20 protein-coding genes are annotated in these 23,354 nt (G+C 40.8%); 13 read left to right on the plus strand and 7 right to left on the minus strand.

The window, feature by feature from the left end:
• The 10 genes from QM847_RS05360 to QM847_RS05405 form a co-directional block, all read left to right on the plus strand.
• On the plus strand, nt 1-497 hold a 497-nt coding region (locus QM847_RS05360; RefSeq protein WP_414354365.1), incomplete at its 5' end, for an LPXTG cell wall anchor domain-containing protein.
• Between the two features lie 211 nt (nt 498-708).
• Nucleotides 709-3,642: a glycosyltransferase PgfM1 gene (gene pgfM1 / locus QM847_RS05365; RefSeq protein ID WP_414354367.1), complete on the plus strand. Its 2,934-nt coding sequence runs from the start codon at nt 709-711 to the stop codon at nt 3,640-3,642.
• Between the two features lie 192 nt (nt 3,643-3,834).
• The gene (locus QM847_RS05370) at nt 3,835-4,038 is read left to right on the plus strand and encodes a helix-turn-helix transcriptional regulator (RefSeq protein ID WP_000916944.1); all 204 of its coding nucleotides are present in this window, start codon (nt 3,835-3,837) and stop codon (nt 4,036-4,038) included.
• Nucleotides 4,038-4,241, plus strand: a complete 204-nt coding sequence (locus QM847_RS05375) for a hypothetical protein (protein ID WP_269797519.1) — start codon at nt 4,038-4,040, stop codon at nt 4,239-4,241. The genes QM847_RS05370 and QM847_RS05375 overlap by 1 nt, the downstream gene beginning before the upstream one ends.
• Nucleotides 4,238-4,588, plus strand: coding sequence for a PspC domain-containing protein (locus tag QM847_RS05380; RefSeq protein ID WP_414354369.1), 351 nt, complete (start codon nt 4,238-4,240; stop codon nt 4,586-4,588). Before QM847_RS05375 ends, QM847_RS05380 begins: the two co-directional genes overlap by 4 nt.
• A 14-nt stretch (nt 4,589-4,602) precedes the next feature.
• Nucleotides 4,603-5,304, plus strand: a complete 702-nt coding sequence (locus QM847_RS05385; protein WP_414354371.1) for a DUF3169 family protein — start codon at nt 4,603-4,605, stop codon at nt 5,302-5,304.
• Nucleotides 5,305-5,313: 9 nt separating this feature from the next.
• A complete protein-coding gene (locus tag QM847_RS05390) occupies nt 5,314-5,955 on the plus strand; it encodes a CPBP family intramembrane glutamic endopeptidase (RefSeq protein WP_269797522.1) in 642 nt (213 codons plus the stop codon).
• Nucleotides 5,956-5,973: 18 nt separating this feature from the next.
• Nucleotides 5,974-6,204 carry a hypothetical protein gene (locus tag QM847_RS05395; protein WP_414354373.1) on the plus strand — a complete coding sequence of 77 codons (231 nt, stop codon included), beginning with the start codon at nt 5,974-5,976 and terminating at the stop codon, nt 6,202-6,204.
• Nucleotides 6,205-6,336: 132 nt separating this feature from the next.
• The gene (aspS, locus tag QM847_RS05400) at nt 6,337-8,100 is read left to right on the plus strand and encodes an aspartate--tRNA ligase (protein ID WP_414354374.1); all 1,764 of its coding nucleotides are present in this window, start codon (nt 6,337-6,339) and stop codon (nt 8,098-8,100) included.
• Nucleotides 8,078-9,019, plus strand: a complete 942-nt coding sequence (locus QM847_RS05405; RefSeq protein WP_414354376.1) for a YitT family protein — start codon at nt 8,078-8,080, stop codon at nt 9,017-9,019. Before aspS ends, QM847_RS05405 begins: the two co-directional genes overlap by 23 nt.
• Before the next feature lie 60 nt (nt 9,020-9,079).
• On the opposite strand, the gene QM847_RS05410 is transcribed toward QM847_RS05405, so the two are convergent.
• The 5 genes from QM847_RS05410 to QM847_RS05430 form a co-directional block, all read right to left on the minus strand.
• The gene (locus tag QM847_RS05410; protein WP_414354378.1) at nt 9,080-10,066 is read right to left on the minus strand and encodes a LacI family DNA-binding transcriptional regulator; all 987 of its coding nucleotides are present in this window, start codon (nt 10,064-10,066) and stop codon (nt 9,080-9,082) included.
• Between the two features lie 9 nt (nt 10,067-10,075).
• Nucleotides 10,076-10,876: a DUF1189 domain-containing protein gene (locus tag QM847_RS05415; RefSeq protein WP_414354379.1), complete on the minus strand. Its 801-nt coding sequence runs from the start codon at nt 10,874-10,876 to the stop codon at nt 10,076-10,078.
• A 205-nt stretch (nt 10,877-11,081) separates the two neighbouring features.
• Complete coding sequence (locus QM847_RS05420; protein ID WP_142558958.1) at nt 11,082-11,924, minus strand: sugar ABC transporter permease; 843 nt, start codon at nt 11,922-11,924, stop codon at nt 11,082-11,084.
• A gap of 1 nt (nt 11,925) precedes the next feature.
• A complete protein-coding gene (locus QM847_RS05425; protein ID WP_414354380.1) occupies nt 11,926-13,218 on the minus strand; it encodes an ABC transporter permease subunit in 1,293 nt (430 codons plus the stop codon).
• Nucleotides 13,219-13,329: 111 nt separating this feature from the next.
• Nucleotides 13,330-14,601 (minus strand): extracellular solute-binding protein, encoded by a 1,272-nt coding sequence (locus tag QM847_RS05430; protein ID WP_269797530.1) that lies wholly within the window; start codon nt 14,599-14,601, stop codon nt 13,330-13,332.
• Between the two features lie 381 nt (nt 14,602-14,982).
• On the opposite strand from QM847_RS05430, the gene malQ reads away from it, so the two are divergent.
• Complete coding sequence (malQ, locus tag QM847_RS05435) at nt 14,983-16,536, plus strand: 4-alpha-glucanotransferase (protein ID WP_414354381.1); 1,554 nt, start codon at nt 14,983-14,985, stop codon at nt 16,534-16,536.
• A 23-nt stretch (nt 16,537-16,559) separates the two neighbouring features.
• The gene (gene glgP, locus QM847_RS05440; protein WP_414354382.1) at nt 16,560-18,818 is read left to right on the plus strand and encodes a glycogen/starch/alpha-glucan family phosphorylase; all 2,259 of its coding nucleotides are present in this window, start codon (nt 16,560-16,562) and stop codon (nt 18,816-18,818) included.
• Nucleotides 18,819-18,872: 54 nt separating this feature from the next.
• Here the strand turns inward: glgP and QM847_RS05445 are convergent, their stop codons facing one another.
• Nucleotides 18,873-19,721, minus strand: coding sequence for a putative RNA methyltransferase (locus QM847_RS05445; protein WP_414354384.1), 849 nt, complete (start codon nt 19,719-19,721; stop codon nt 18,873-18,875).
• Between the two features lie 53 nt (nt 19,722-19,774).
• A complete protein-coding gene (gene tyrS, locus QM847_RS05450) occupies nt 19,775-21,031 on the minus strand; it encodes a tyrosine--tRNA ligase (RefSeq protein ID WP_414354386.1) in 1,257 nt (418 codons plus the stop codon).
• Nucleotides 21,032-21,320: 289 nt separating this feature from the next.
• Here tyrS and mutL point away from each other — a divergent pair, with 289 nt between their 5' ends.
• On the plus strand, nt 21,321-23,270 hold the full coding sequence (gene mutL / locus QM847_RS05455) for a DNA mismatch repair endonuclease MutL (protein WP_414354387.1): 1,950 nt from the start codon (nt 21,321-21,323) through the stop codon (nt 23,268-23,270).
• The last annotated feature ends 84 nt before the right edge of the window (nt 23,271-23,354 follow it).

Consider the following 23,354-nt stretch of genomic DNA (forward strand, 5'->3'; position numbering starts at 1 on the left):
CAACTGAAGCTCCAACAACTGAAGCTCCAACAACTGAAGCTCCAACAACTGAAGCTCCAACAACTGAAGCTCCAACAACTGAAGCTCCAACAACTGAAGCTCCAACAACTGAAGCTCCAACAACTGAAGCTCCAACAACTGAGGCTCCAACAACTGAAGCTCCAACGACTGAAGCTCCAACAACGACAGAAACTACTACAACGACAGAATATCATAACCCACATGGTAGAGGTGACGGTAGCACTACAACAACAACTACAACAACAACGACTACTGAAGAACCAGGTCGTCCTACTACAACACCAGAACCAGGTCGTTCAACAACGACTCCAGAACCAAGTCGTTCAACAACGACTCCAGAACCAGGTCGTTCAACTACAACAGAAGAAGGACCAAGTCTTCCATTTACTGGTGAGGCTACAAGCCTAGTACTTGTATTGGCAGGTGTGGTAATCTTGTCAGGTACTGTAGTTATGAAACGTAAATTTACTAAATAATATTAGATAGGTTACATTAGAGAGGAGAGAGCATTGCTCTCTCCTTTTTTAAATGTTAAAATGATGGAGTAGATAGATACCGTTTCTGTCCCTTTCAAGGAAGAAGACCATCTATTACGAAGTTACAAAGCCAACTTTACAATACTATCTAACATGGCTGGTAGCCATTAGCAAACAGAAGTTGGCTAAAAACATAGAGGAGAAATCAATAATGGAAAATTGGTTGACACATTGGCAGAAATTAAAGGAAACATATCCTAAGGGTGTCCTTTATGTCAGAAGTGCTTTGCTCCCGATGACAATCATGCTGGTGGTATGGTTTTTCATGGGCAGTTATCCTTTTGGAAATAAAAGTTTAATGGCCGTTGACTTTGATCAGCAGTACATTAGTTTTTATGGGTTACTAAAGAATGCCATTCTATCTGGTGATTTAAGTAGTCTTTCATATTCTTTTACTAAATCTATCGGTGGGGATATGATTGGAGTATTGGGCTACTATTTGATGAGCCCTTTCAATCTTATTTACGTTCTTCTGCCTTTAAAATACATAGGATTGTCTGTTTTTCTAACAATCTGGCTCAGATATGGAGCCTTTGGACTTTCCTTTGCTCATCTCCTTATTAAACGTTATAAGGGTGCAGAGTCAAAACGATGGATGGTTCCCTTGTTTGCGACAGCTTATTCCCTGTCTGGCATGTTGGTATCCTACCAGATGAATGTCATCTTTTATGATGCTATGATTATGCTTCCCCTCGTCATCCTATATTTAGAGCAGTTATTAGATGGCAAAGCAGCCTATCCTTATGCCTTTGTACTCGGTCTGACGATCTTCCTTCAATTTTACATGGGCTATATGATTTCGATATTTGTGGTCTTGTATGCCTGCTACTATCTATCACCGCGTCTTTCTATCGAGGGGACTTGGAAAGTAAAACTCAAACATTATATCCAACCCTTATGGGACGTCTTTCTCTACTCAGTTTTAGGAGCTGCAGCAGCTTCTGTCTTATTTGTTCCAGTATTCTTCAATTTGCTTGAAAGTAAGGGACAAGTCGGAGGGGCCATGACATTTTCCATGGCCTTTCAGATTAATCCCTTAGATATTTTGTCAAAACTAACTATCGGGGGCTATGATGCGCAATCAGGTTGGTCATCCGGTCCAAACCTACCAAATATCTATATTGGAGCTCTCGGATTTATAGGCTTTATCTTGTATTTTACATCAAGAAAGATAGTCAAAGAAAGAAGATGGGCTGCTGGAGTGGTTACTCTCATCTTCTTTACTTCCTTTGTAAACGAATTTGTGAGTAAGATTTGGCATATGGGACAAAATCCTGCTGGATTCTTCTTCCGTTTCTCATGGCTATTTTCTTTCTTTATGCTGCTGCTAGCCTATCAAGCATTAAAAGAGAAATTTAAAATCTCGCGCCGGGGGAAATTGCTGTCAGTTGTAGCTCTAGTCTTGTCGGCAATCTACCTCTATACTAAAGACTTTACCTATCTGCCAAAGAAACAACCTGAGGCTCTAACCCTGTTTATCAATAGCCATTTTATTGCCATTGTGACACTGATCGTATCAGCTACAGCTACAGGATTTTATCTATACTGGGGACGCTCTTCCAAGTCCCAGAAAGAAAAGGAAAGAGTATTGGTGATTGCGGCTGGATCTGTGGTGGTATTGCTGTTATTGTTGCAAACAGGTTATCTCTTTACTCGTGTAGTCTTAACTCTACTCATTTACTTAGCTGTACTGGTCTTGCTACGTCCACGAATGATCCGCTTAGCTGTTATCTTGTTATCAACTCTGACAGTATTTGAGCTAGGATACAATGCCTATCTATCACAAGTGACCTTTAGTTATGCAAATGTTGATAAATTTGTTGACGGAACTATCTCAGTTAAACGAGTGACGGATAAAATCCAAGAAAATGCAGATGAACCTTTCTATAGAATTGCAACGACCTTTGCCTATTCTCGAACAACTCCATCTCTTATCGGCTATCCAGGCTTAAGTACTTTTAGTTCGAGTCTGGAGAGGTCCACTATGAATCACTTTGCTTATATGGGTGATCAAGGGGTCAATGCAGCAACTGAATACGAAAATGGAACTCCTCTGACGGATGCCTTATATGGAATTCGTTATTACATGGACATTAAGGATATCACTCAGGAGGAGAAAGAGAATCATCCTGAGAGAATGTACTTCTACCGTTTTGCCAGTCGTTTTGACATGAATCGTTACTTTACAGAGAAAGTCTATGAAGATGAACGATATCGTGTTTATAAAAATCCTAATTCATTCCCGATTGCTTTTGGAGTAAATGAATTGGTTACAAATTTACAGCTTGACTTCAATAATGCTGTTAAAAACCAAAATAACATTCTCAACTCTATGGAGGGCATCCAAAAAGAGCAGGAAAATTTTGTTGAATACTTTAAACCTATAGCCTTTAACGCAATTGATACTGAAAATCTGGTAGCAGAAGATGTGAATAAAGACAAGGGGATAGCAGTCTATAAACGTGAGGATTCGAGTATGGAAGCAATCGTTCGCTACCACATAACTCCTCAAACAGATTTGACCTATTACTTCTTTGCGCCTGATTCTCTCAACTCTGAGATTGATTATTCAATCTTGTTAAATGGGCAATGGTTTACCCATTCCAAGAAGAATATGCAACGTCAACTGTGGCAGATTGCTGATAATTCGGCAGGAGAAGAAACTGTCTTAGAGTTTCGTTTTAGGTCAGATAAGGTAGACCTTTCACATGTAGGACTTTATCGTTTAGATGTTGATCAAATCCAGAAAGTCCTAGAAAAGAGAAAAGCTCAAGGCCTACAAGTTGAGAAGTTTTCAAATACTCATATCGTTGGTTCAGTTGATATCACCGATGATAGTCAGTTTATGCTGACTTCGATTCCCTATAGTGCTGGTTGGAAAGTAAAAGTGGATGGAAAAGATGTTCCGACAGCAAAAACTTGGAATAGTCTCTTGTCCTTCCCAATTACTTCTGGGCAACATAAAGTTGAATTTGTATTCTCACAAAAAGGAACCTTGCTTGGACTCATGCTAAGCTTGATAAGTATCACAATCTTATACATAGATAGAAAATATTATCAAAAGAAAGCTAAGCTTACCTCTTGATATGAAGAAAATAAAACTCGGAAACGAGGTTCTTCAGCTTTAATCTAAGCTATAAACATGGTCAGGATTCATTCCTGACCGTTTTCTTTTGCAAAATGACAAAAATCTTAAACTTTTTGACAAATATGCTTGTCAAAAATAAAAAGATGTGTTACAATGAAATCAAGATAAAGAACAAAGGAGAAAAAAGACATGCTAAAAAATCGTCTAAAAGAGCTTCGGGCTCGCGATGGCCTGAATCAAACAGAGCTGGCCAAACTAGCTGGCGTGTCCAGGCAGACCATCAGCTTGCTTGAGCGAGATGAGTACACGCCATCCATCGTCATTGCCCTGAAGATTGCTCAGATATTCCATGAGCCAGTCGAGTCAGTCTTTCGCTTAGAGGAGGATGAGTGATGAACAAGTATAAAGTGATTTATTATCTATCTATAGTTGTGTTTATCGTAAATCTTTTGGCTATGATTGGAAGCCTATTTGGTTGGTTTACAATTGTTGAAAGTAAATATCTCTTCTGGATTAACATAGTTTTACTATTAGTCTTTAGATGGGTAGAGAAAAAAATAAAGTTTAAAGAGCTCGTAAAAGGAGAAAAGTTATGAAAGAATTTTTAGCAGGTTTTCAAGTCGATACTGAGAACAAAGCACTTGCAGGTGTTTGTGCAGGTTTAGGAAATTATTTTAACATTCAAGCCAATATCATTCGTTTGGTGACAGTCTTGTTGTTTCTCTCTTCTACAGAGGTTGGTATTTTAACAGTTACAGCCTATGCTTATCTAGCAGGTTGGCTTGGCAATGACCCCTTGGGGGATGGAGCAAAAAAAGCTAGAAACCAAGCTATTCTCTTACTTGCTGTTTGTTTGCTTTTGGTGTCACTTGGAACAGAAGGCTTGACCGCTATTTTTGAATCAGGAAAAGCTTTTGGTCAATGGTTGTCTGGCTTGTTTTAGAAAGAGGTTGAAATATGGAAAAGAAACAAATCATTTTTGCCCTGAAGATTATTATTGCAGGATTTTTATTAGGAATATTTGCTGGTTTCCTTGGTGTTAACCCTTTAGGTATCAGTCAAGAGCAAGTAATCATTGCCTCGTACTCAATTTTTCTTGGTCTAGGGCTGATTACGGTGATTCTAACCTTTTATTTCACTAGAAAAAGTCATCAGGCTTATCAGAATTATCAAAGAGAGGAAGAGGATGAAGGAAATGAGCAAGACTACCTTGCTACGTATCGCTTCTTAGATTATGCTACAGTAGCTTGGAATGTTTGCCAAATTAGTATGCTTTCCTGCCTACTGATAGATTTGGGAGCTTTAGGCCCATCAGCAGCATCCTTACTTTTGATAGTTTTAGGTATCTGGGTGGGTGCTTACTGTCTAAAAATCACCAGCAAGATTCGTAACTACAAACTTTCTGTTATGGCGACGCCTAAGGAAGTTTTGGACTACCTTGATACTTATGATGAGGGAGAAAAACAGGCTGAGATGGAAGAAGCTTACTTGATCTTATTCAAGGTCAATCAACTCCTCATTCCCGGTATCTATGTTGTCTTAGTAATCCTATCCGTAGTATTAGGACAAGTACAGTTGGTTGCTCTGCTTGTGGCAGTCGTCATCCATTTGTATACTAATGTCGCACAGTTGCGTAAAACAAAACGTTATTTTAAATAGGAGAATCTTATGAAAACACTTAAAAATATTGGCTGGTTTGCTCTTGCCTTCTTATCGTTCCTTATTGTCTATAGTTTTATTCAGGGTGTAGGTTTAGCTGCCTTGATAATGGGAGCACCTGACTACGTTGCTGTCCCTGTTTATGTCATATTAGCAGGAATCTTCACCTTCTTTACCTACAAGTGGTATAAGACAGGAACTGTTACGATTGAAAAAACAGCCCTCAACAAATACATCTGGTTGCCTGCCTTGGTATGGGTCCTTGTCATTATTGTAGAAAACTTTTTACCAAATGATCCGTCATTTAATCAACAGGCTGTAGATAAATTGGCTCAAGATCAACCTCTCTTCACATTCTTCATGGCTGTCGTCTTTGCACCCCTAACAGAAGAGTTAACTTTTAGAGGTATGCTAGCCCGCTATGTCTTCCCTCAGCAGGATAACATCAAGCAGACAGCTCTCTTTCTTCTTGTAAGCACTGTACTTTTTGCACTTGTTCATTTCCCTACTACTCCACAACAATTCCTAGTCTATAGTGCCCTTGGTTTAAGTATGGGCTTGGCTTATATCAGCAAGGGTGGTCTGGCTTATAGTATGGGATTACATGCCTTAAATAATTTAATTTCATTTGTCATGATAATGATGCTATAATAGACTCAGGAGGAAGTCATGAAACGAGTACTATTATCAGCAGTGATACAGGCTGTGGTCATCTTCTTTATCATCGGGGGACTTACCTATTTTTTAAAAGGAGATTTCTTTTATAAAAATATAGCAGTTGCTCTTGCACCTATCGCGGGATTTATGCGATTTGCGACAGCCTATGCAACAGAACTTTTCCTGTCAAAACAGGAAGCAGAGCTAGCTAAAAAAGGTAAAAAAGACAGAAAAACCAACTAAGAATGAATCCAGTAAAATGATTTACTGGATTTTTTCATTTATACGAGGATTCTCTCAACTTTTCTGATGATTTTCATGAAGAGCCTGCGCTTTTATGGTAAAATAGTAACAGAATACAAGAGGAGAGAAGAAATGAAACGTAGTATGTATGCTGGTCGTGTTCGTGAGGAACACATCGGACAAGAAATTACCTTGAAAGGTTGGGTTGCCCGTCGTCGTGACTTGGGTGGATTAATCTTTATCGACCTTCGTGACCGTGAAGGGATTATGCAGTTGGTTATTAATCCTGAGAAAGTTTCTACGGAAGTGATGGCAACAGCTGAAAGCCTTCGTAGTGAATTTGTCATCGAGGTGACTGGTCAGGTTGCAGCACGTGAACAGGCCAATGATAAATTGGCGACTGGAGCGGTTGAACTGAATGTAACGGCTCTTACTGTGCTTAATACAGCCAAAACAACACCATTTGAAATCAAGGATGGCATTGAGGCTAACGATGATACGCGTCTACGTTACCGTTACCTTGACCTTCGTCGTCCAGAAATGTTGGAAAATCTTAAACTTCGTGCTAAGGTGACACATTCGATCCGCAACTACTTGGATGAGTTAGAATTTATCGATGTGGAAACACCATTCCTTTCTAAGTCAACACCAGAAGGGGCGCGTGACTATTTGGTGCCATCACGTGTCAATAAAGGTCATTTCTATGCCCTTCCTCAGAGTCCACAAATTACAAAACAGTTGTTGATGAATGCTGGATTTGACCGTTACTACCAAATCGTCAAATGTTTCCGTGATGAAGACTTGCGTGGTGACCGTCAGCCTGAATTTACCCAGGTCGACTTGGAAACTTCATTCCTGACTGAGCAAGAAATCCAAGATATCACAGAAGGCTTGATTGCGCGCGTGATGAAGGAAACAAAAGGGATCGAAGTAACTCTTCCATTCCCTCGTATGAAGTACGATGATGCTATGGCCCTTTATGGCTCTGACAAACCTGATACTCGTTTTGAAATGTTGCTTCAGGACTTAACAGATCTTGTCAAGGGTGTTGATTTCAAAGTCTTCTCAGAAGCTCCTGCCGTTAAAGCCATTGTTGTTAAAGGTGCAGCAGACAACTACTCTCGTAAAGACATCGACAAGATGACAGAAGTAGCCAAACAGTATGGCGCTAAGGGTCTTGCTTGGGTCAAGGTTGTTGACGGTGAATTAAACGGTCCAGTTGCTAAGTTCTTGACAGCTATTCAGGCAGATTTGACAGCAACGCTTGGTCTTGAGGACAAAGACTTGGTTCTCTTTGTAGCAGACACACTCGAAGTAGCCAATGCAACACTTGGTGCCCTTCGTGGACGTATTGCCAAAGAACTTGGCTTGATTGATACAGATAAATTTAACTTCCTCTGGGTTGTTGACTGGCCGATGTTTGAATGGTCTGAAGAAGAAGGACGCTATATGAGTGCTCACCATCCATTTACTCTTCCTCAAGCAGATACTGCCCATGAGCTTGAAGGTGATTTGGCTAAGGTTCGTGCCATTGCCTACGACATCGTCTTGAACGGTTATGAACTAGGTGGTGGTAGCCTTCGTATCAACCAAAAAGAACTCCAAGAACGTATGTTCAAGGCCCTTGGATTCTCAGCTGAAGAAGCTAATGACCAGTTTGGATTCCTTTTGGAAGCTATGGACTATGGATTCCCACCACACGGTGGCTTGGCTATCGGACTTGACCGCTTTGTCATGCTCCTAGCAGGCGAAGATAACATCCGTGAAGTCATTGCCTTTCCTAAGAACAACAAGGCGACAGATCCTATGACTCAAGCGCCATCAACAGTGGATATCAAGCAACTAGAAGAACTCAATCTACAAGTAGAACAAAATGAAACAAACGAAGCCAACTAGGAGATGGCATTACTATCTGCGTCGCTTCGCATATCAGGTGAAAATTTTGCGTGTATTAAAAGGTATCTCTCGAGAAAAATACGATGAAAAAATCTCAGCTTCTCTGGTATATGGATTTTTATCATCAATAGCCGTTAATTTCTTTTTCCAACCAGGCCATGTCTACTCCAGTGGAGCTACTGGTCTTGCTCAAATCATCTCAACACTGAGCAAGTACTGGTTTAATTTTCATATACCAATCTCTGTAGCATTCTATTGTATCAATGTTCCCTTAATGATTTTGGCCTGGCGTCAAATTGGGCGGAAGTTTACCATCTTTACCTTTATTACGGTATCGATGAGTTCACTCTTTATCCAGTTTGTGCCAGTGGTAACTCTAACGGAGGATCCCATTATCAATGCTCTATTTGGGGGCGTAGTGATGGGACTTGGGATTGGTTTTGCTCTACGTCACAATATTTCCAGTGGTGGAACGGATATTGTCAGTCTCACTATTCGTAAGAAAACAGGAAAAAACGTTGGTAGCATTTCCTTCCTAGTAAATGGGACTATCATGTTGATTGCAGGTTTGACTTTTGGTTGGAAATACGCCCTCTACTCTATGATTACCATTTTCGTATCAAGTCGTGTCACAGATGCAGTTTTTACTAAGCAGAAAAAGATGCAGGCGATGATTGTAACCAGCAATCCAGATACAGTGATTGAAAAGATTCACAATAAATTACATCGTGGTGCGACGATTATTCATGATGCTGAAGGAACCTATAACCACGAGCGCAAAGCTGTCTTGATTACAGTTATCACTCGTGCTGAGTTTAATGACTTTAAACTTATCATGAAACAAGTAGATCCAACGGCCTTTGTGTCCGTATCAGAGAACGTTCATATCCTTGGACGATTTGTAGAAACCGAAAACTAAGATTTTCTATGGCAAATAAAAAGGAACCAACTCTTGAATTAAATTCAGAGTTGGTTCTTTTTATTTTTCAACGATTTTGTGGGCAATCAATTGGCGGTAACAGATTTGTTTGTTGTTTTTAGCATCATTGATGATCTGGAGAATAGTTTCAAAGGAAACACGACCAAGCTCCAAACTATTGATATCGACATAGGCCGCCAAGTTGAGCTTGGGATTGACTGAGTCGAAGCTGAGGACAGGGACATCCAGTTGGTGTTTTGCGATGTAATCACAGACCCCTGCAGCAAGGAGACTATCAATGGTAATAATAGCGTCAATATTTGGATTGTTTTTGAAGAGAAGTCTACTAAAGCGATAACCATTATCTTCAAGAAATTCAGTAGCAAAGTAAGTCAGATTAGTATCGAGAGGAAGTTGGTGTTGTTTTAGAGCTAGCTCGTAACCTGTCAAGCGGTCCTTGGTAACGAATAGTTTCTTGGTCCCTCCGATAAAGGCAATTCGCTTGCATCCTTTTTTGATGAAATACTCTGTCGCATCAAAACCAGCTTGAACATTGTCATTATCGACAAGTGGAATGAAGGGAGATAGAGATTTACCTAAGATAAGGAAAGGAAATTGTTCTTCAACAACTAGATTGACCAAAGGGTCATTTTCTTGTGCATAGAGAAAGATAAGTCCATCCACACGTTTTCCATAGACCATTTGGGAAATGGCATTTAAACGCTCCTTTTCGTCCTTTCCAGTTGCGATTTGAATGGCATAATGGTTTTCTGAAGCCACTTGTGCAATTCCTCTAAGGACTGAAGGAAAGAAAGGATTTTGATAAAAGGCGTCTGAATCGTCTGGAAGTACCAATCCTATAACTTGTGAATAGCTGCTAACGAGACTTCGAGCGTTAAGATTAGGATGGTAGTTAAGATCCTTCATAGCTTTTCGTACTCGTTTTTTGGTTTGATCGCTAATGGTTGATTTATTTTGAATGACACGGGTTACGGTTGAGGGCGAAACGCCTGCAGCCTTGGCCACGTCTTTAATCGTAACTGGCATAAGAATCTCCTACTTATGAAAGTCTGGGTCACGGAAATGTGTTTTGTAAAAGATAGTGACTAGATATAAAACAAAGAAAATATTTTGAACAGTAATCAAGGTCGTCATGTTTTGACCTAAGAGACCTAAAATCATCGCTATCAAGGTTGGTACTCCCAAACAGTTCAATATAAAATGATAGCATTCTTTGTAGGTTTTAAATGAAAAGAGACGAGATTTTTTCGTAAAGTAAAGTAAGAGGCTAGATCCTAAAGCAACAATGAAAAAATTGAGTCCAAATAGGAAACCAGCACCTATTACTAGAAAGAGGCTAATATAAACACGATTCTGTTGATACCAGTCTTTAGAAATAGCTTGCATTAAGCTTTCCTTGCTGTGGAAACTTTCAGTCGTAATGGTTTGATAGTGGATGTTTGTCAACTCTTTTCCTTGTTTACTGATAAGGAGGCTGTCCTCTCCAAAGTGAAAGAGCAACTCCTCGGGGAAATTTGAGCTAATGTCACCACCGATTTGGACGGAAGCATGGCTAGGGTTAGTGCCAGAATAGTTTAGTTTGCCATCTACAATCTGTGCATTGGTAGCTAGATCCTGAACGACTTCGTCAGTCAAAGGAGTATAGACATCATCGATGAAAGTTTCTAAAGGATAGGTTTCCTGAGAGCTATTCTGAATGGCGATGGGCACCATGGATAAGCTAATCAAGAAGATACTAGTAAAAATCAGTTGAAACCAGTTAAGGCCGAACCGTTGAGACAAGGGCTTACGAAATCCCCAGATACTGTTAAAATAAGAAAATGGATAGGGTAACATAGATTTCTTTCTAAAGCATTTTTCTATGGATTATTATATAAAGAAATGCATTTCATTTCAAGTAGAGTTGTCAGAATACTTGTTAGAGGTGAATTTTTCATATAATTCATCTACTAAAAGCAAACATAGTCCCCCTACATTCTCTCCTCACAAAACTATCTAGTTAAGCAGTAGTCCCAAAACGAAAAAGAGTGGCGGGGGTATATTACCCCTTCTCGCCACCACTTGTAAGTCCTGAAACAAAGTTCTTTTGTAGGAAGAAGAAGAGAATACAAATTGGAAGGGCGATGAGGATAGCGCCTGCTGAGAAGTAGGCAATCTTCATGTTTTTCGCGTTGTTAACGAAGGTTTGTAGACCAACGGCAACAGTGAAGTATTCTTTTTCACGAAGCAAGAAACTAGAGAGGATATAGTCCCCGAAAGGTCCCATGAAGGCCCAGAGAGCTTGTACGGCGATCATTGGGCGAACAAGAGGAAGAACAATTTGCCAGAAACGGCGGAAATGTCCTGCGCCATCTAGTTTTGCAGATTCGTCTAGGGACATTGGTACTGTATCAAAGTAACCTTTCATGAGCCAAGCGTTCATCGGGATACCTCCACCAACGTAGAGGAAGATGAGGAACCAACTTTGGTTAAGGGCGTTCAACATAAGCGCCATAACGAAGAAGGCTGTCAAAGCGGCCATAGTAGGTACCATTTGAATAATCAAGAAGAATACCAAACTTTGTTTACGTGCCAAGAAATTGTAGCGGCTATAGGCATAACCTGCTAGAACGATGATACTTGTTTGAACAGCCATTGTAATCAAGGCGATAATCAAAGTATTTAGATACCAAGTACCATATAAAGTTTCAGAGAAGAGTCCCTGGAAGTTAGCAAAACTAAAGTCAACGTTACTATCTAGTTTAAAGGCTACTACGTTACCAGTCTTGAAGGCCGACATAATCGTAATCAAAAGAGGATAGATAATGACGATTGAAAGGCCAACCAAGTAGAGGTAAGTCAAAGTTTGAGTCAGTCTACGTTTGAGTTTAATTGAATTATTCATCTTAGACGTCCTCCATATCAAATGCGTGTAGTTTCTTGAATGCAACCATAGAGATAGAGATGACAATGATAGAGATAATCAAGGTAACAGCTGCCGCCATTGAGTATTGTGGAGAAGTACCTGTTGTCAAACGGTAAATCCATGAGATCAAGATATCTGTAGAACCAGCTCCACCTCCGACACTACCAGGTCCTCCAGCGTTGAAGAGGTACATGATAGAGAAGTTGTTAAAGTTGAAGGTGTATTGACTGATCAATGTAGGCGCCGCAACAGCCAAAATCATTGGGAAAGTGATGTTACGGAATTTTTGCCAAGCATTAGCACCATCAATATAAGCTGCTTCATACAAGTCGTTAGGAATAGACTGTAAGATACCCAAGGTCAAAACGTAGATGTATGGGAATCCAAGCCAACCTTGCATCATAATTAAAGCAATCTTAGTCCAAGTTGGGTCTGTTTTCCAAGGGATAAGTGCTCCATCGAGGAATGGAAGGAACTTAGCCAAAATCGGTAATACTTGAGTGTTAATAGCTCCGACACTATCGTTAAACATATTTGAGAAAGTTAAGATAGTGATGAAGGCTGGGACAGCCCAAGGAAGAAGGAAAATAACACCGAAAATACGTTTTCCTTTGATAAACGGTTGGTTAGCAATAATAGCTGTAAAGATACCAATAACAATCTGCAAAGTAGATGCAGATAGAGCCCAGATGATAGTCCAAGAAAGGACTGCACCAAAGGCTGAACGGAAGGTACTTAAGCTCCAGATATTGCTAAAGTTTGTCAATCCAACCCAATCCAAGAGTTTATTTGGTGGCAAGTGTTGGAAGTCGTAGTTTGTAAAGGCAATCATCAATGTTACGATAACAGGGAAGATGATGGCAAATGTCATAGCTACGTAAGATGGAATGATTAAAAGATAAGGGAATCCATTCTCATAGATACCTTTAATCATTTCGTTTAATGTCCGTGGGACTGGAATACCATTGTTAATTTGTTTTGCAATAGTGTGAGCGTCTTTAATATTGAGAATATAAAAGGCTAGATAAACAATTACAAAAATAGAGTGGAATGCACCACGAATCAACATGAAGAGAGAGTTGTCACGACCAGGTTTGTCACCAAGCGTGATCAAGTTGCTCAATTCAGGCGCTGCAAGCGATAGGAAATAAAGGACAAATACGATAGTTACACCAAGGAAAATGAATCCTTTGACTTTTTGTTTATTGTAGATTTGTCCTAACCCAGGAATGATAGACAGCAAGGCTGCTTTACTAGGTTGTTGTTTTTCCATAATTACTCCTTTCATATGATACTGGTTTCCTTATGGAAAGATAAATTATATAGGTTAAAATTGATAAAATCAAAGGGGGATTTTGACTACCCCCCCTTTGAACAAATTTAATTATTCACCAAATTTTTGTTTGATAGTTTCTTTGATCAATGTTACAGCATCATCTGCAGCTGTTTTAGCATCTTTCTTGCCACTTACAGCGTCAAAGAGCATGTTTGCAGCTGGTTCCCAAACTGCTGACATTTGTGAGATGTTTGGCATTGGTTGAGCGTTCTTGAACTGTTTGATAACAGCTGTTGTCAACTCATCGTTTTTGCCTTCAGCGTATGCACGTGCTTCAGTGTTAGCTGGGATTTCGTTAGTTGCTTCGTAGAATGCTTTTTGTTGTTCAGTTGATACAAGGTAGTCTACAAATTTTTGTGCGCCTTCAAGGTTCTTAGTGCTTGATGGGATGATCCAAGCTTTACCACCACCGAATGCTGAGTATTCTTTTCCGTTTGGAAGAGTTGGGATAGTAGCAACACCGTAGTTTACTTTAGCATCTTTGAATGCTTGAGCTTTCCAAGGACCATCGATGATAGCAGCTGTTTTACCTTCTTGGAATGAAGTTTGGATTAAGTTTCCAGCAGCTGTTCCATCTTGCATACCTTTAGGCCATTTTTCGTACCAAGATTTAGCGTAGTTGATACCTGCGATTGCACCTTCGTTAGCAAGACCGATATCTTTAGGATTTTTACCGTTGTCACCAAATACGTAAGCTCCATTACCAGAAAGAAGTCCGTATGCGTAGTAGAAGTTAGTCCAGTCAGCTAGGAAAGCAGAAGTTTTTCCTTCTTCTCCAGCGAAAGCGTATTTGCTATCTTTAGCAAGTTCTTCTAATTCAGCGAAAGTTTTTGGAGCTTCTTTGAGCAAGTCTTTGTTGTAGTACATAACAAGTGACTCGATAACGGCTGGAGCACCGTAAACTTTACCGTCAGATGCTGTTACAAGAGATTTAGTAGTATCGTCTGTTTTAGCACCGTCGCTTAGTTTAACTTCTGAAAGTTGTCCGTCAGTACCAAGGCTACCTACACGGTCGTATGGAGCCATCATAACGTCAGCAGCTTGACCTGATTGGTTGTCAAGTGAAAGTTTGTCAAGTCCGCCAAGTTGGTCACCAGATTTGATGTTAACTTTTGTTCCTGATTCTTTTTCATAAGCAGCAGCAACTTTCTCAGCGTAAGCTTTATATTGGTCTTCAACGTAGAAAGTGATTTCTTTTGCTTCAGATGAGCTAGTATCAGCAGCTTTATCAGCAGTTTTGCTTCCACAAGCTACCAAAAGTAAGCTAGCAAGAGTAGCAGTTCCAAGCACAGCAGCGCTCTTCATGAATTTAGATGACATAGTGTATTCCTCCTAAAGAATAACAAATTTTATAGTCTAGGAAACGCAAACGTTTTCCCTTATGACCTTAGTATAGCACAAACGGAAAACGGTTGCAAGCGTTTTTTTAAAAAAAGTAAAAAAAGTTACAATCTCAACATCTTTGATTGGAATTATATAATAAGAAGAAAGTTCACGATTTATAAACTTTATTCTAAAAAACAAAGAATAGGGAAACGATTGCATCAAAATAAGCCGAAGGAAAATCATTTTAAAAATTAAAATATAGGGAATTTCAAAATTTAACCAGAAAAAAGTTGGAAAAAGTTTTTTTACAAACGCTTGCATTTATTTTAAAAATGGGTTATACTTGAGTTAGCGCAAACGTTTGCGCATATAAATATGAAACTCTTAACTACAAACACGCGAGGTGCTATTATGAAAAAACGTCAAAGTGGTGTGTTGATGCACATCTCATCTCTTCCTGGAGCTTACGGGATTGGATCGTTTGGTAAAAGTGCGTACGACTTTGTTGATTTCTTAGTTCGTACAAAACAACGTTACTGGCAAATCCTTCCATTAGGAACAACTAGTTACGGTGATTCTCCTTACCAATCATTCTCAGCTTTTGCAGGGAATACTCACTTTATCGATCTTGATATCTTGGTTGAGCAAGGTTTACTAGATGCTAGTGATCTTGAAGGGATTGACTTTGGTAGCAACCCAGAAGAAGTAGACTACGCGAAGATTTATTATGCGCGTCGTCCTCTTCTTGAAAAAGCAGTTAAACGTTTCTTTGAAATCGGAGATGTTCATTCATTTGAAGAATTTGCTCAAGAAAATCAAGCTTGGCTTGAACTCTTTGCTGAGTATATGGCTATCAAGGAACACTTCGATAACCTAGCTTGGACAGAATGGCCTGATGCGGCAGTCCGTACTCGCCAAGCTGAAGCTCTTGCGCATTATCGCAATGAGTTGGCAGACAAGTTGGTTTACCACCGCGTAACCCAATACCTTTTCTTCCAACAATGGTTGAAATTGAAAGCATATGCTAATGAGAATCACATTGAAATCGTTGGTGATATGCCTATCTATGTAGCGGAAGATTCAAGCGACATGTGGGCGAATCCTCATCTTTTCAAGACAGATGAAAATGGCAAAGCGACTTGTATCGCAGGTTGTCCACCAGATGAGTTTTCTGAGACTGGTCAGCTTTGGGGGAACCCAATCTATGACTGGGAAGCTATGGACCGTGATGGATATAAATGGTGGATTGAACGCTTGCGCGAAAGCTTTAAAATTTATGACATCGTTCGTATTGACCACTTCCGTGGATTTGAATCATACTGGGAAATCCCAGCTGGTTCAGAAACTGCAGCGCCTGGCAAATGGGTAAAAGGTCCAGACTACAAACTCTTTGCAGCTGTTAAGGAAGAACTCGGTGACTTGAATATCATCGCAGAAGACCTTGGTTTCATGACTGACGAAGTTATTGAACTACGTGAGCGCACTGGATTCCCAGGAATGAAGGTTCTTCAATTTGCCTTCAACCCAGAGCACGAAAGTATCGACAGCCCACACTTGGCACCAGCTAACTCTGTTATGTACACAGGAACACACGATAACAACACAGTTCTTGGTTGGTACCGTAATGAGATTGACGATCCAACTCGTGAGTACATGGCACGTTATACAAACCGCAAGGAATATGAAACAGTAGTACATGCTATGCTTCGTACAGCCTTCTCATCAGTAAGCTTTATGACTATCGCTACTATGCAAGATTTGCTAGAGTTGGATGGTTCAGCTCGTATGAACTTCCCATCTACTCTTGGTGGAAACTGGTCATGGCGTATGACAGAGGATCAATTGACTCCTGCTGTCGAAGAAACTTTGCTTGACTTGACTACAATTTATCGCCGAATCAATGAAAATTTGGTAGAATTAAAGAAATAAGACATTATCAGGAGACACAAAAAATGTTACCATTAAAAGAATTTGTACAAAATCGTTACAATAAATCTATCGCAGAATGTAGCAATGAGGAGCTTTACCTTGCTCTTCTTAACTACAGCAAACTTGCAAGCAGCCAAAAACCAGTCAACACTGGTAAGAAAAAAGTTTACTATATCTCAGCTGAGTTCTTGATTGGTAAACTCTTGTCAAACAACTTGATTAACCTTGGTCTTTATGACGAAGTTAAAAAAGAACTTGCTGACGCAGGTAAAGAGTTGATCGAAATCGAAGAAGTAGAATTGGAACCATCACTTGGTAATGGTGGTTTGGGACGTTTAGCAGCCTGCTTTATCGACTCAATCGCTACACTTGGTTTGAACGGTGACGGTGTTGGTTTGAACTACCACTTTGGTCTTTTCCAACAAGTGCTTAAAAACAACCAACAAGAAACAATCCCTAACGCTTGGTTGACTGACCAAAACTGGTTGGTTCGTTCAAGTCGTAGCTACCAAGTACCATTTGCACACTTCACATTGACATCTACTCTTTACGATATCGATGTACCTGGTTACAAAACAGCTACTAAAAACCGCTTGCGTTTGTTTGACTTGGATTCAGTTGATTCATCTATCATTGAAGATGGTATCAACTTTGACAAGACAGACATCGCTCGCAACTTGACTCTTTTCCTTTACCCAGACGATAGCGACAAACAAGGTGAATTGCTCCGTATCTTCCAACAATACTTCATGGTTTCAAACGGTGCTCAATTGATCATCGATGAAGCAATCGAAAAAGGAAGCAACTTGCATGACCTTGCTGACTACGCAGTTGTACAAATCAACGATACTCACCCATCAATGGTGATTCCTGAATTGATCCGTCTTTTGACTGAACGTGGTATCGAACTTGATGAAGCAATTTCTATCGTTCGTAGCATGACTGCCTACACAAACCACACAATCCTTGCTGAAGCCCTTGAAAAATGGCCTCTTGAATTCTTGGAAGAAGTGGTTCCTCACTTGGTACCAATCATCAAAGAATTGGACCGTCGTGTTAAAGCAGAATATAAAGACCCATCTGTTCAAATCATCGATGAGAGCGGACGTGTTCACATGGCTCACATGGATATCCACTACGGATACAGTGTTAACGGGGTTGCGGCTCTTCACACTGAAATCTTGAAGAACTCAGAGTTGAAAGCTTTCTACGACATTTACCCAGAAAAATTCAACAACAAAACAAACGGTATTACTTTCCGTCGTTGGCTAATGCATGCTAACCCACGCTTGTCTCACTACTTGGATGAAATTATTGGACGTGGTTGGCACCATGAAGCGGATGAACTTGAAAAACTCTTGTCTTACGAAGATAAAGCGGCTCTTAAAGCAAAACTTGAAGAAATCAAGGCTCACAACAAACGTAAGTTGGCTCGTCACTTGAAAGAACACCAAGGTGTGGAAATCAATACTAACTCTATCTTTGATATCCAAATCAAACGTCTTCACGAGTACAAACGTCAACAAATGAACGCTTTGTATGTGATTCACAAATACTTGGACATCAAGGCTGGTAATATCCCTGCTCGTCCAATCACAGTATTCTTTGGTGGTAAAGCAGCTCCTGCCTACACAATCGCTCAAGATATCATCCACTTGATCCTTTGCTTATCAGAAGTGATTGCCAATGATCCAGCAGTAGCGCCACACTTACAAGTGGTGATGGTTGAAAACTACAACGTTACTGCAGCAAGCTTCTTGATTCCAGCATGTGATATCTCAGAACAAATCTCACTTGCTTCTAAAGAAGCTTCAGGTACTGGTAACATGAAATTCATGTTGAATGGAGCTTTGACTCTCGGTACTATGGACGGAGCTAACGTGGAAATTGCTGAATTGGTTGGCGACGAAAACATCTACATTTTCGGTGAAGATTCAGAAACTGTTATCGACCTTTACGCGAAATCAGCTTATAAATCAAGCGAATTCTACGCACGTGAAGCAATCAAACCATTGGTTGACTTCATCGTAAGCGACGCTGTTCTTGCAGTTGGTAACCAAGAACGCTTGTCACGCCTTCACAATGAATTGATCAACAAAGACTGGTTCATGACTCTTCTTGACTTGGAAGACTACATCAAAGTGAAAGAGCAAATGCTTGCTGACTACGAAAACCGTGACGCATGGTTGGATAAAGTCATCGTCAACATTGCTAAAGCAGGATTCTTCTCATCTGACCGTACAATCGCTCAGTACAACGAAGATATCTGGCACTTGAACTAAGATTAAACAAAAAACGCATCTTATATAGATGCGTTTTTTCGTATTTGGACTAGTTCACAGTACTTTCCCAACCAGAATCTCTGCTTCGATAGTAATCTCTGCCAGTTGATTCCAGTCAATCTTGCTTTGGTCAACGTGGAAGAGCAGGGGAGTCATGCTGAGTAAGGCTTGGCGTTGTTCTGCTGTAATGTGCTTGGTCAGGGAAGCGATTTGACTAGATTGGATGCTGAAATGTTCTTGGAAATGTTCCTTGATATCCTGATTAGAATAATCTTTCTTTGTCAGTTGGCCCTGTACCATTTGACGGATTTCTTTGAGGTGATTTTCGGTAGGGATGACCTTGATCAAGATGCCGTCTTTGGATAAGACACGGCGAAATTCTCCATAGTTGGCGGGCGAGAAGATATCAAGCAAGATATCCATACTAGCGTCTTTTATGGGAAGGCGAGCCAGGTCGCCAACAAACCAGTTGACTGCCCAGTTGGGTTCGCTTTTGGCAGCAATTTGGACTGAGTCTTTTGAAATGTCAAAGGCATAGAAGGTCTTGTCAGGATGGACTTCTTGGAGTTTGCGAGAGTAGAAGCCTTCGCCACAGCCAATGTCCAAGATGGTTTTTGCGGATGGTTTGGTTGCTAGTAAGTCCGAGATACCTTCTAAAATAGCCTGATAAAATCCAGCTTCTAGGATTTGTTGGCGATTTTGAAAGTTTTCCTTGTCGTAGTTGGCGGATTGCTTGATTTGGGGAGCCAGATTGACATAGCCGAATTTTGCCAGGTCAAAAGAATGGCGATGATCACACTTGAGACTGGTTTCTACTAAGGTTAGGTTTTCTTGGCAGATAGGGCAGGCAAAAGCACTAGCAGAAGCAAAACGCTGGAGTTTAGGTTTGAGGTTTGTATTCATAGTTTTAGTCTAGCAAAAAAAGAACTGGATGGCAAATGCATCCAGTTTGTTTTTTAGTATGTTAGAACGAAGTATTTTTTCTTACCACGGCGGATAACAGTGAGTTCATTCTCTAATTTATCTGCGTCACTCAAGACATAGTCAAGGTCTTGGATGCGATCACCATTGACGTAGATAGCTCCGTTTTGAACATCTTCACGGGCTTGGCGTTTTGAGTTAACCACACCAGATGACACAAGGAGTTCTACGATATTGTGGTTTTTGTCTGCTTGTACTTGGTAGTTTGGCACACCACGAAGTCCTTGTTTGAGTTCTTTGACAGAAAGGTTTTTGATATTTCCGGCAAAGAGTTGCTCAGTGATGTTAAGGGCTTCTTTGTAGGCTTCTTCACCGTGGACAAGTGTTACGACTTCACGAGCCAAGACTTTTTGAGCCAAGCGTTCGTGTGGCGCAGCCTCAAACTGTTTGCGGATGTCTTCAATCTCATCAAGTGACAAGAAAGTAAAGATTTTCAAGAAGCGAACAGCGTCAGCATCCATGACGTTCATCCAGAATTGGTACATTTCGTATGGAGAAGTCTTTTCAGGGTTGAGCCAAACAGCGTTTCCTTCAGATTTACCAAATTTCTTGCCAGTTGCGTCTGTGATGAGTGGAACAGTGATAACGTGACCAGTCTTATCAGCCTTACGACGAAGCAACTCTGTACCAGCAGTCATATTTCCCCATTGATCAGAACCACCAATTTGAAGAGTGACATTGTGCTCTTGGTTAAGGACAAAGAAGTCATACCCTTGCATGATTTGGTAGGCAAACTCAGTGTAAGAAATCCCTGTTTCAATACGTTTCTTCACAGACTCCTTGCTCATCATGTAGTTGACAGTGAAGTATTTTCCGATATCACGGAGGAAATCAATGAAGCTGATGCTGCCAAACCAGTCGTAGTTATTGACCATGACAGCTTTATTTTCACCATTTTCAAAGTCAAGAAAGCGAGAAAGTTGTCCTTGGATAGACTTGACCCAGCCATCTACTGTGTCTTTTGTTTGGAGACTACGCTCAGCATCTTTGAAGGACGGATCTCCGATGAGACCTGTAGCACCGCCAACGAGCGCATAAGGTTTGTGACCTGCTAACTGCAAACGACGACTTGTCAAGATTGCGACAAGGTGACCTAGGTGAAGGCTGTCAGCAGTTGGATCGTAGCCAGTATAATAAGAAACTTGACCTTCTTCTAGGGCTTTACGCAAAGCTTCTTCATCAGTCGTTTGAAAAATCAAACCACGCTCTTTTAGCTCATCAAAAATGTGCATGTGTCTTTTCTCCTTTTTAAAATATTGTTTCTACCTATTGTACCACAAACTTAGTAAATAACCTAGTAAAATCGGGAAGAAAGTTGCTACTCGGACTTTTTTGGAAACGAGTGAAATATGGTATAATAGCACTAGCTTATACTCAATGAAAATCAAAGAGCAATCGAGGAAGCTAGCCGAAGGCTGTACTCGAGTACGGCAAGGCGAGACTGACGTGGTTTGAATTTGATTTTTGAAGAGTATTGTTTTCAGAGAAATAGATAAAAATAGTTAAGAAAGGGGCTGAAAGATGTCTCATATTATTGAATTGCCAGAAGTCTTGGCCAACCAGATTGCGGCAGGAGAAGTGATCGAACGTCCTGCCAGCGTAGTTAAAGAGTTGGTCGAAAATGCTATCGATGCTGGCTCTAGCCAGATTATCGTTGAGATTGAAGAAGCTGGTCTTAAGAAAATCCAAATCACAGATAATGGTCACGGGATTGCCCACGATGAAGTCGAGTTAGCCCTCCGCCGTCATGCGACCAGTAAGATTAAGAATCAAGCGGATCTCTTTCGGATTCGGACTCTTGGTTTTCGTGGTGAAGCTCTGCCCTCTATCGCATCTGTCAGTGTTTTGACTTTGTTGACAGCGGTGGACGGTGCCAGTCACGGGACCAAGCTAGTGGCTCGAGGAGGAGAAGTAGAAGAAATTGTGCCTGCGACTAGTCCTGTGGGGACCAAGGTTTGTGTGGAAGACCTCTTTTTCAATACGCCAGCTCGTCTCAAGTATATGAAGAGTCAGCAGGCGGAGTTATCTCACATCATTGATATTGTCAACCGTCTAGGTTTAGCCCATCCTGAGATTTCCTTTAGTTTGATTAGTGATGGCAAGGAGATGACACGCACAGCTGGAACTGGTCAACTACGCCAAGCCATTGCGGGCATTTATGGTTTGGCTAGTGCCAAAAAGATGGTTGAGATTGAGAATTCGGACCTAGACTTTGAGATTTCAGGTTTTGTCTCATTGCCTGAATTGACGCGGGCTAATCGCAACTACATCAGTCTTTTTATCAATGGCCGTTATATCAAAAACTTCCTGCTTAATCGTGCTATTTTAGATGGCTACGGTAGTAAACTCATGGTGGGGCGTTTCCCGCTGGCTGTTATTCACATCCATATCGATCCTTATCTAGCAGATGTCAATGTGCATCCAACCAAGCAAGAGGTACGAATTTCCAAAGAAAGAGAACTGATGGCGTTGGTTTCAGAAGCTATCGCAAAGAGTCTCAAGGAACAGACCTTGATTCCAGATGCCTTGGAAAATCTTGCCAAATCTACCGTTCGTAATCGTGAAAAAGTAGAGCAAACAACTTTGTCACTGAGAGAAAATACGCTCTACTATGAAAAAAATGAACCAACAAGACCGACACAAGCTGAGGTGGCAGACCATCAGGTAAACCTGACTGAAGAGAAACAGGATTTGAACCTCTTTGCCAAGGAAACCTTGGACCAGATGACCAAGCCAGCAAAACTGCATTTTGCAGAGAGAAAAACTGTCAGCTATGATCAACTGGACCATCCAGAGTTAGATCTAGCTAGTTTGGATAAGGCTTATGATAAGCTGGAGCGAGAAGAGTCTTCGAGCTTCCCAGAGTTGGAATTTTTCGGGCAAATGCATGGAACCTATCTCTTTGCCCAAGGTCGAGATGGTCTTTACATCATAGACCAACACGCGGCTCAGGAACGGGTTAAATACGAGGAATATCGTGAGAGTATCGGCAATGTTGACCAGAGTCAGCAGCAACTCCTAGTACCTTACATCTTTGAATTCCCTGCAGATGATGCACTTCGTCTCAAGGAAAGAATGTCTCTCTTGGAGGAAGTTGGCGTCTTTCTAGCAGAGTACGGGGAAAATCAATTTATCCTAAGGGAACATCCAATTTGGATGGTAGAGGAGGAAATCGAGTCTGGAATCTATGAGATGTGCGATATGCTCCTCTTGACCAAGGAAGTTTCTATCAAGAAATACCGAGCAGAGCTGGCGATTATGATGTCCTGCAAGCGATCTATCAAGGCTAACCATCGTATCGATGACCACTCGGCCAGACAGCTCCTCTATCAGCTCTCTCAATGTGACAACCCATACAACTGTCCACACGGACGTCCTGTTTTGGTACACTTTACCAAGTCAGACATGGAAAAGATGTTCCGTCGCATTCAGGAAAATCACACCAGTCTACGAGAACTAGGGAAATACTAATACTCTTCGAAAATCAAATCTAAACTGCGTCAGCCTTACCTTGCCTAACTCAAGTTATGCCTACGGTTAGCTTCCTAGTTTACT

The organism is Streptococcus timonensis, assembly GCF_047463455.1.
Classification (GTDB): domain Bacteria; phylum Bacillota; class Bacilli; order Lactobacillales; family Streptococcaceae; genus Streptococcus; species Streptococcus timonensis_B.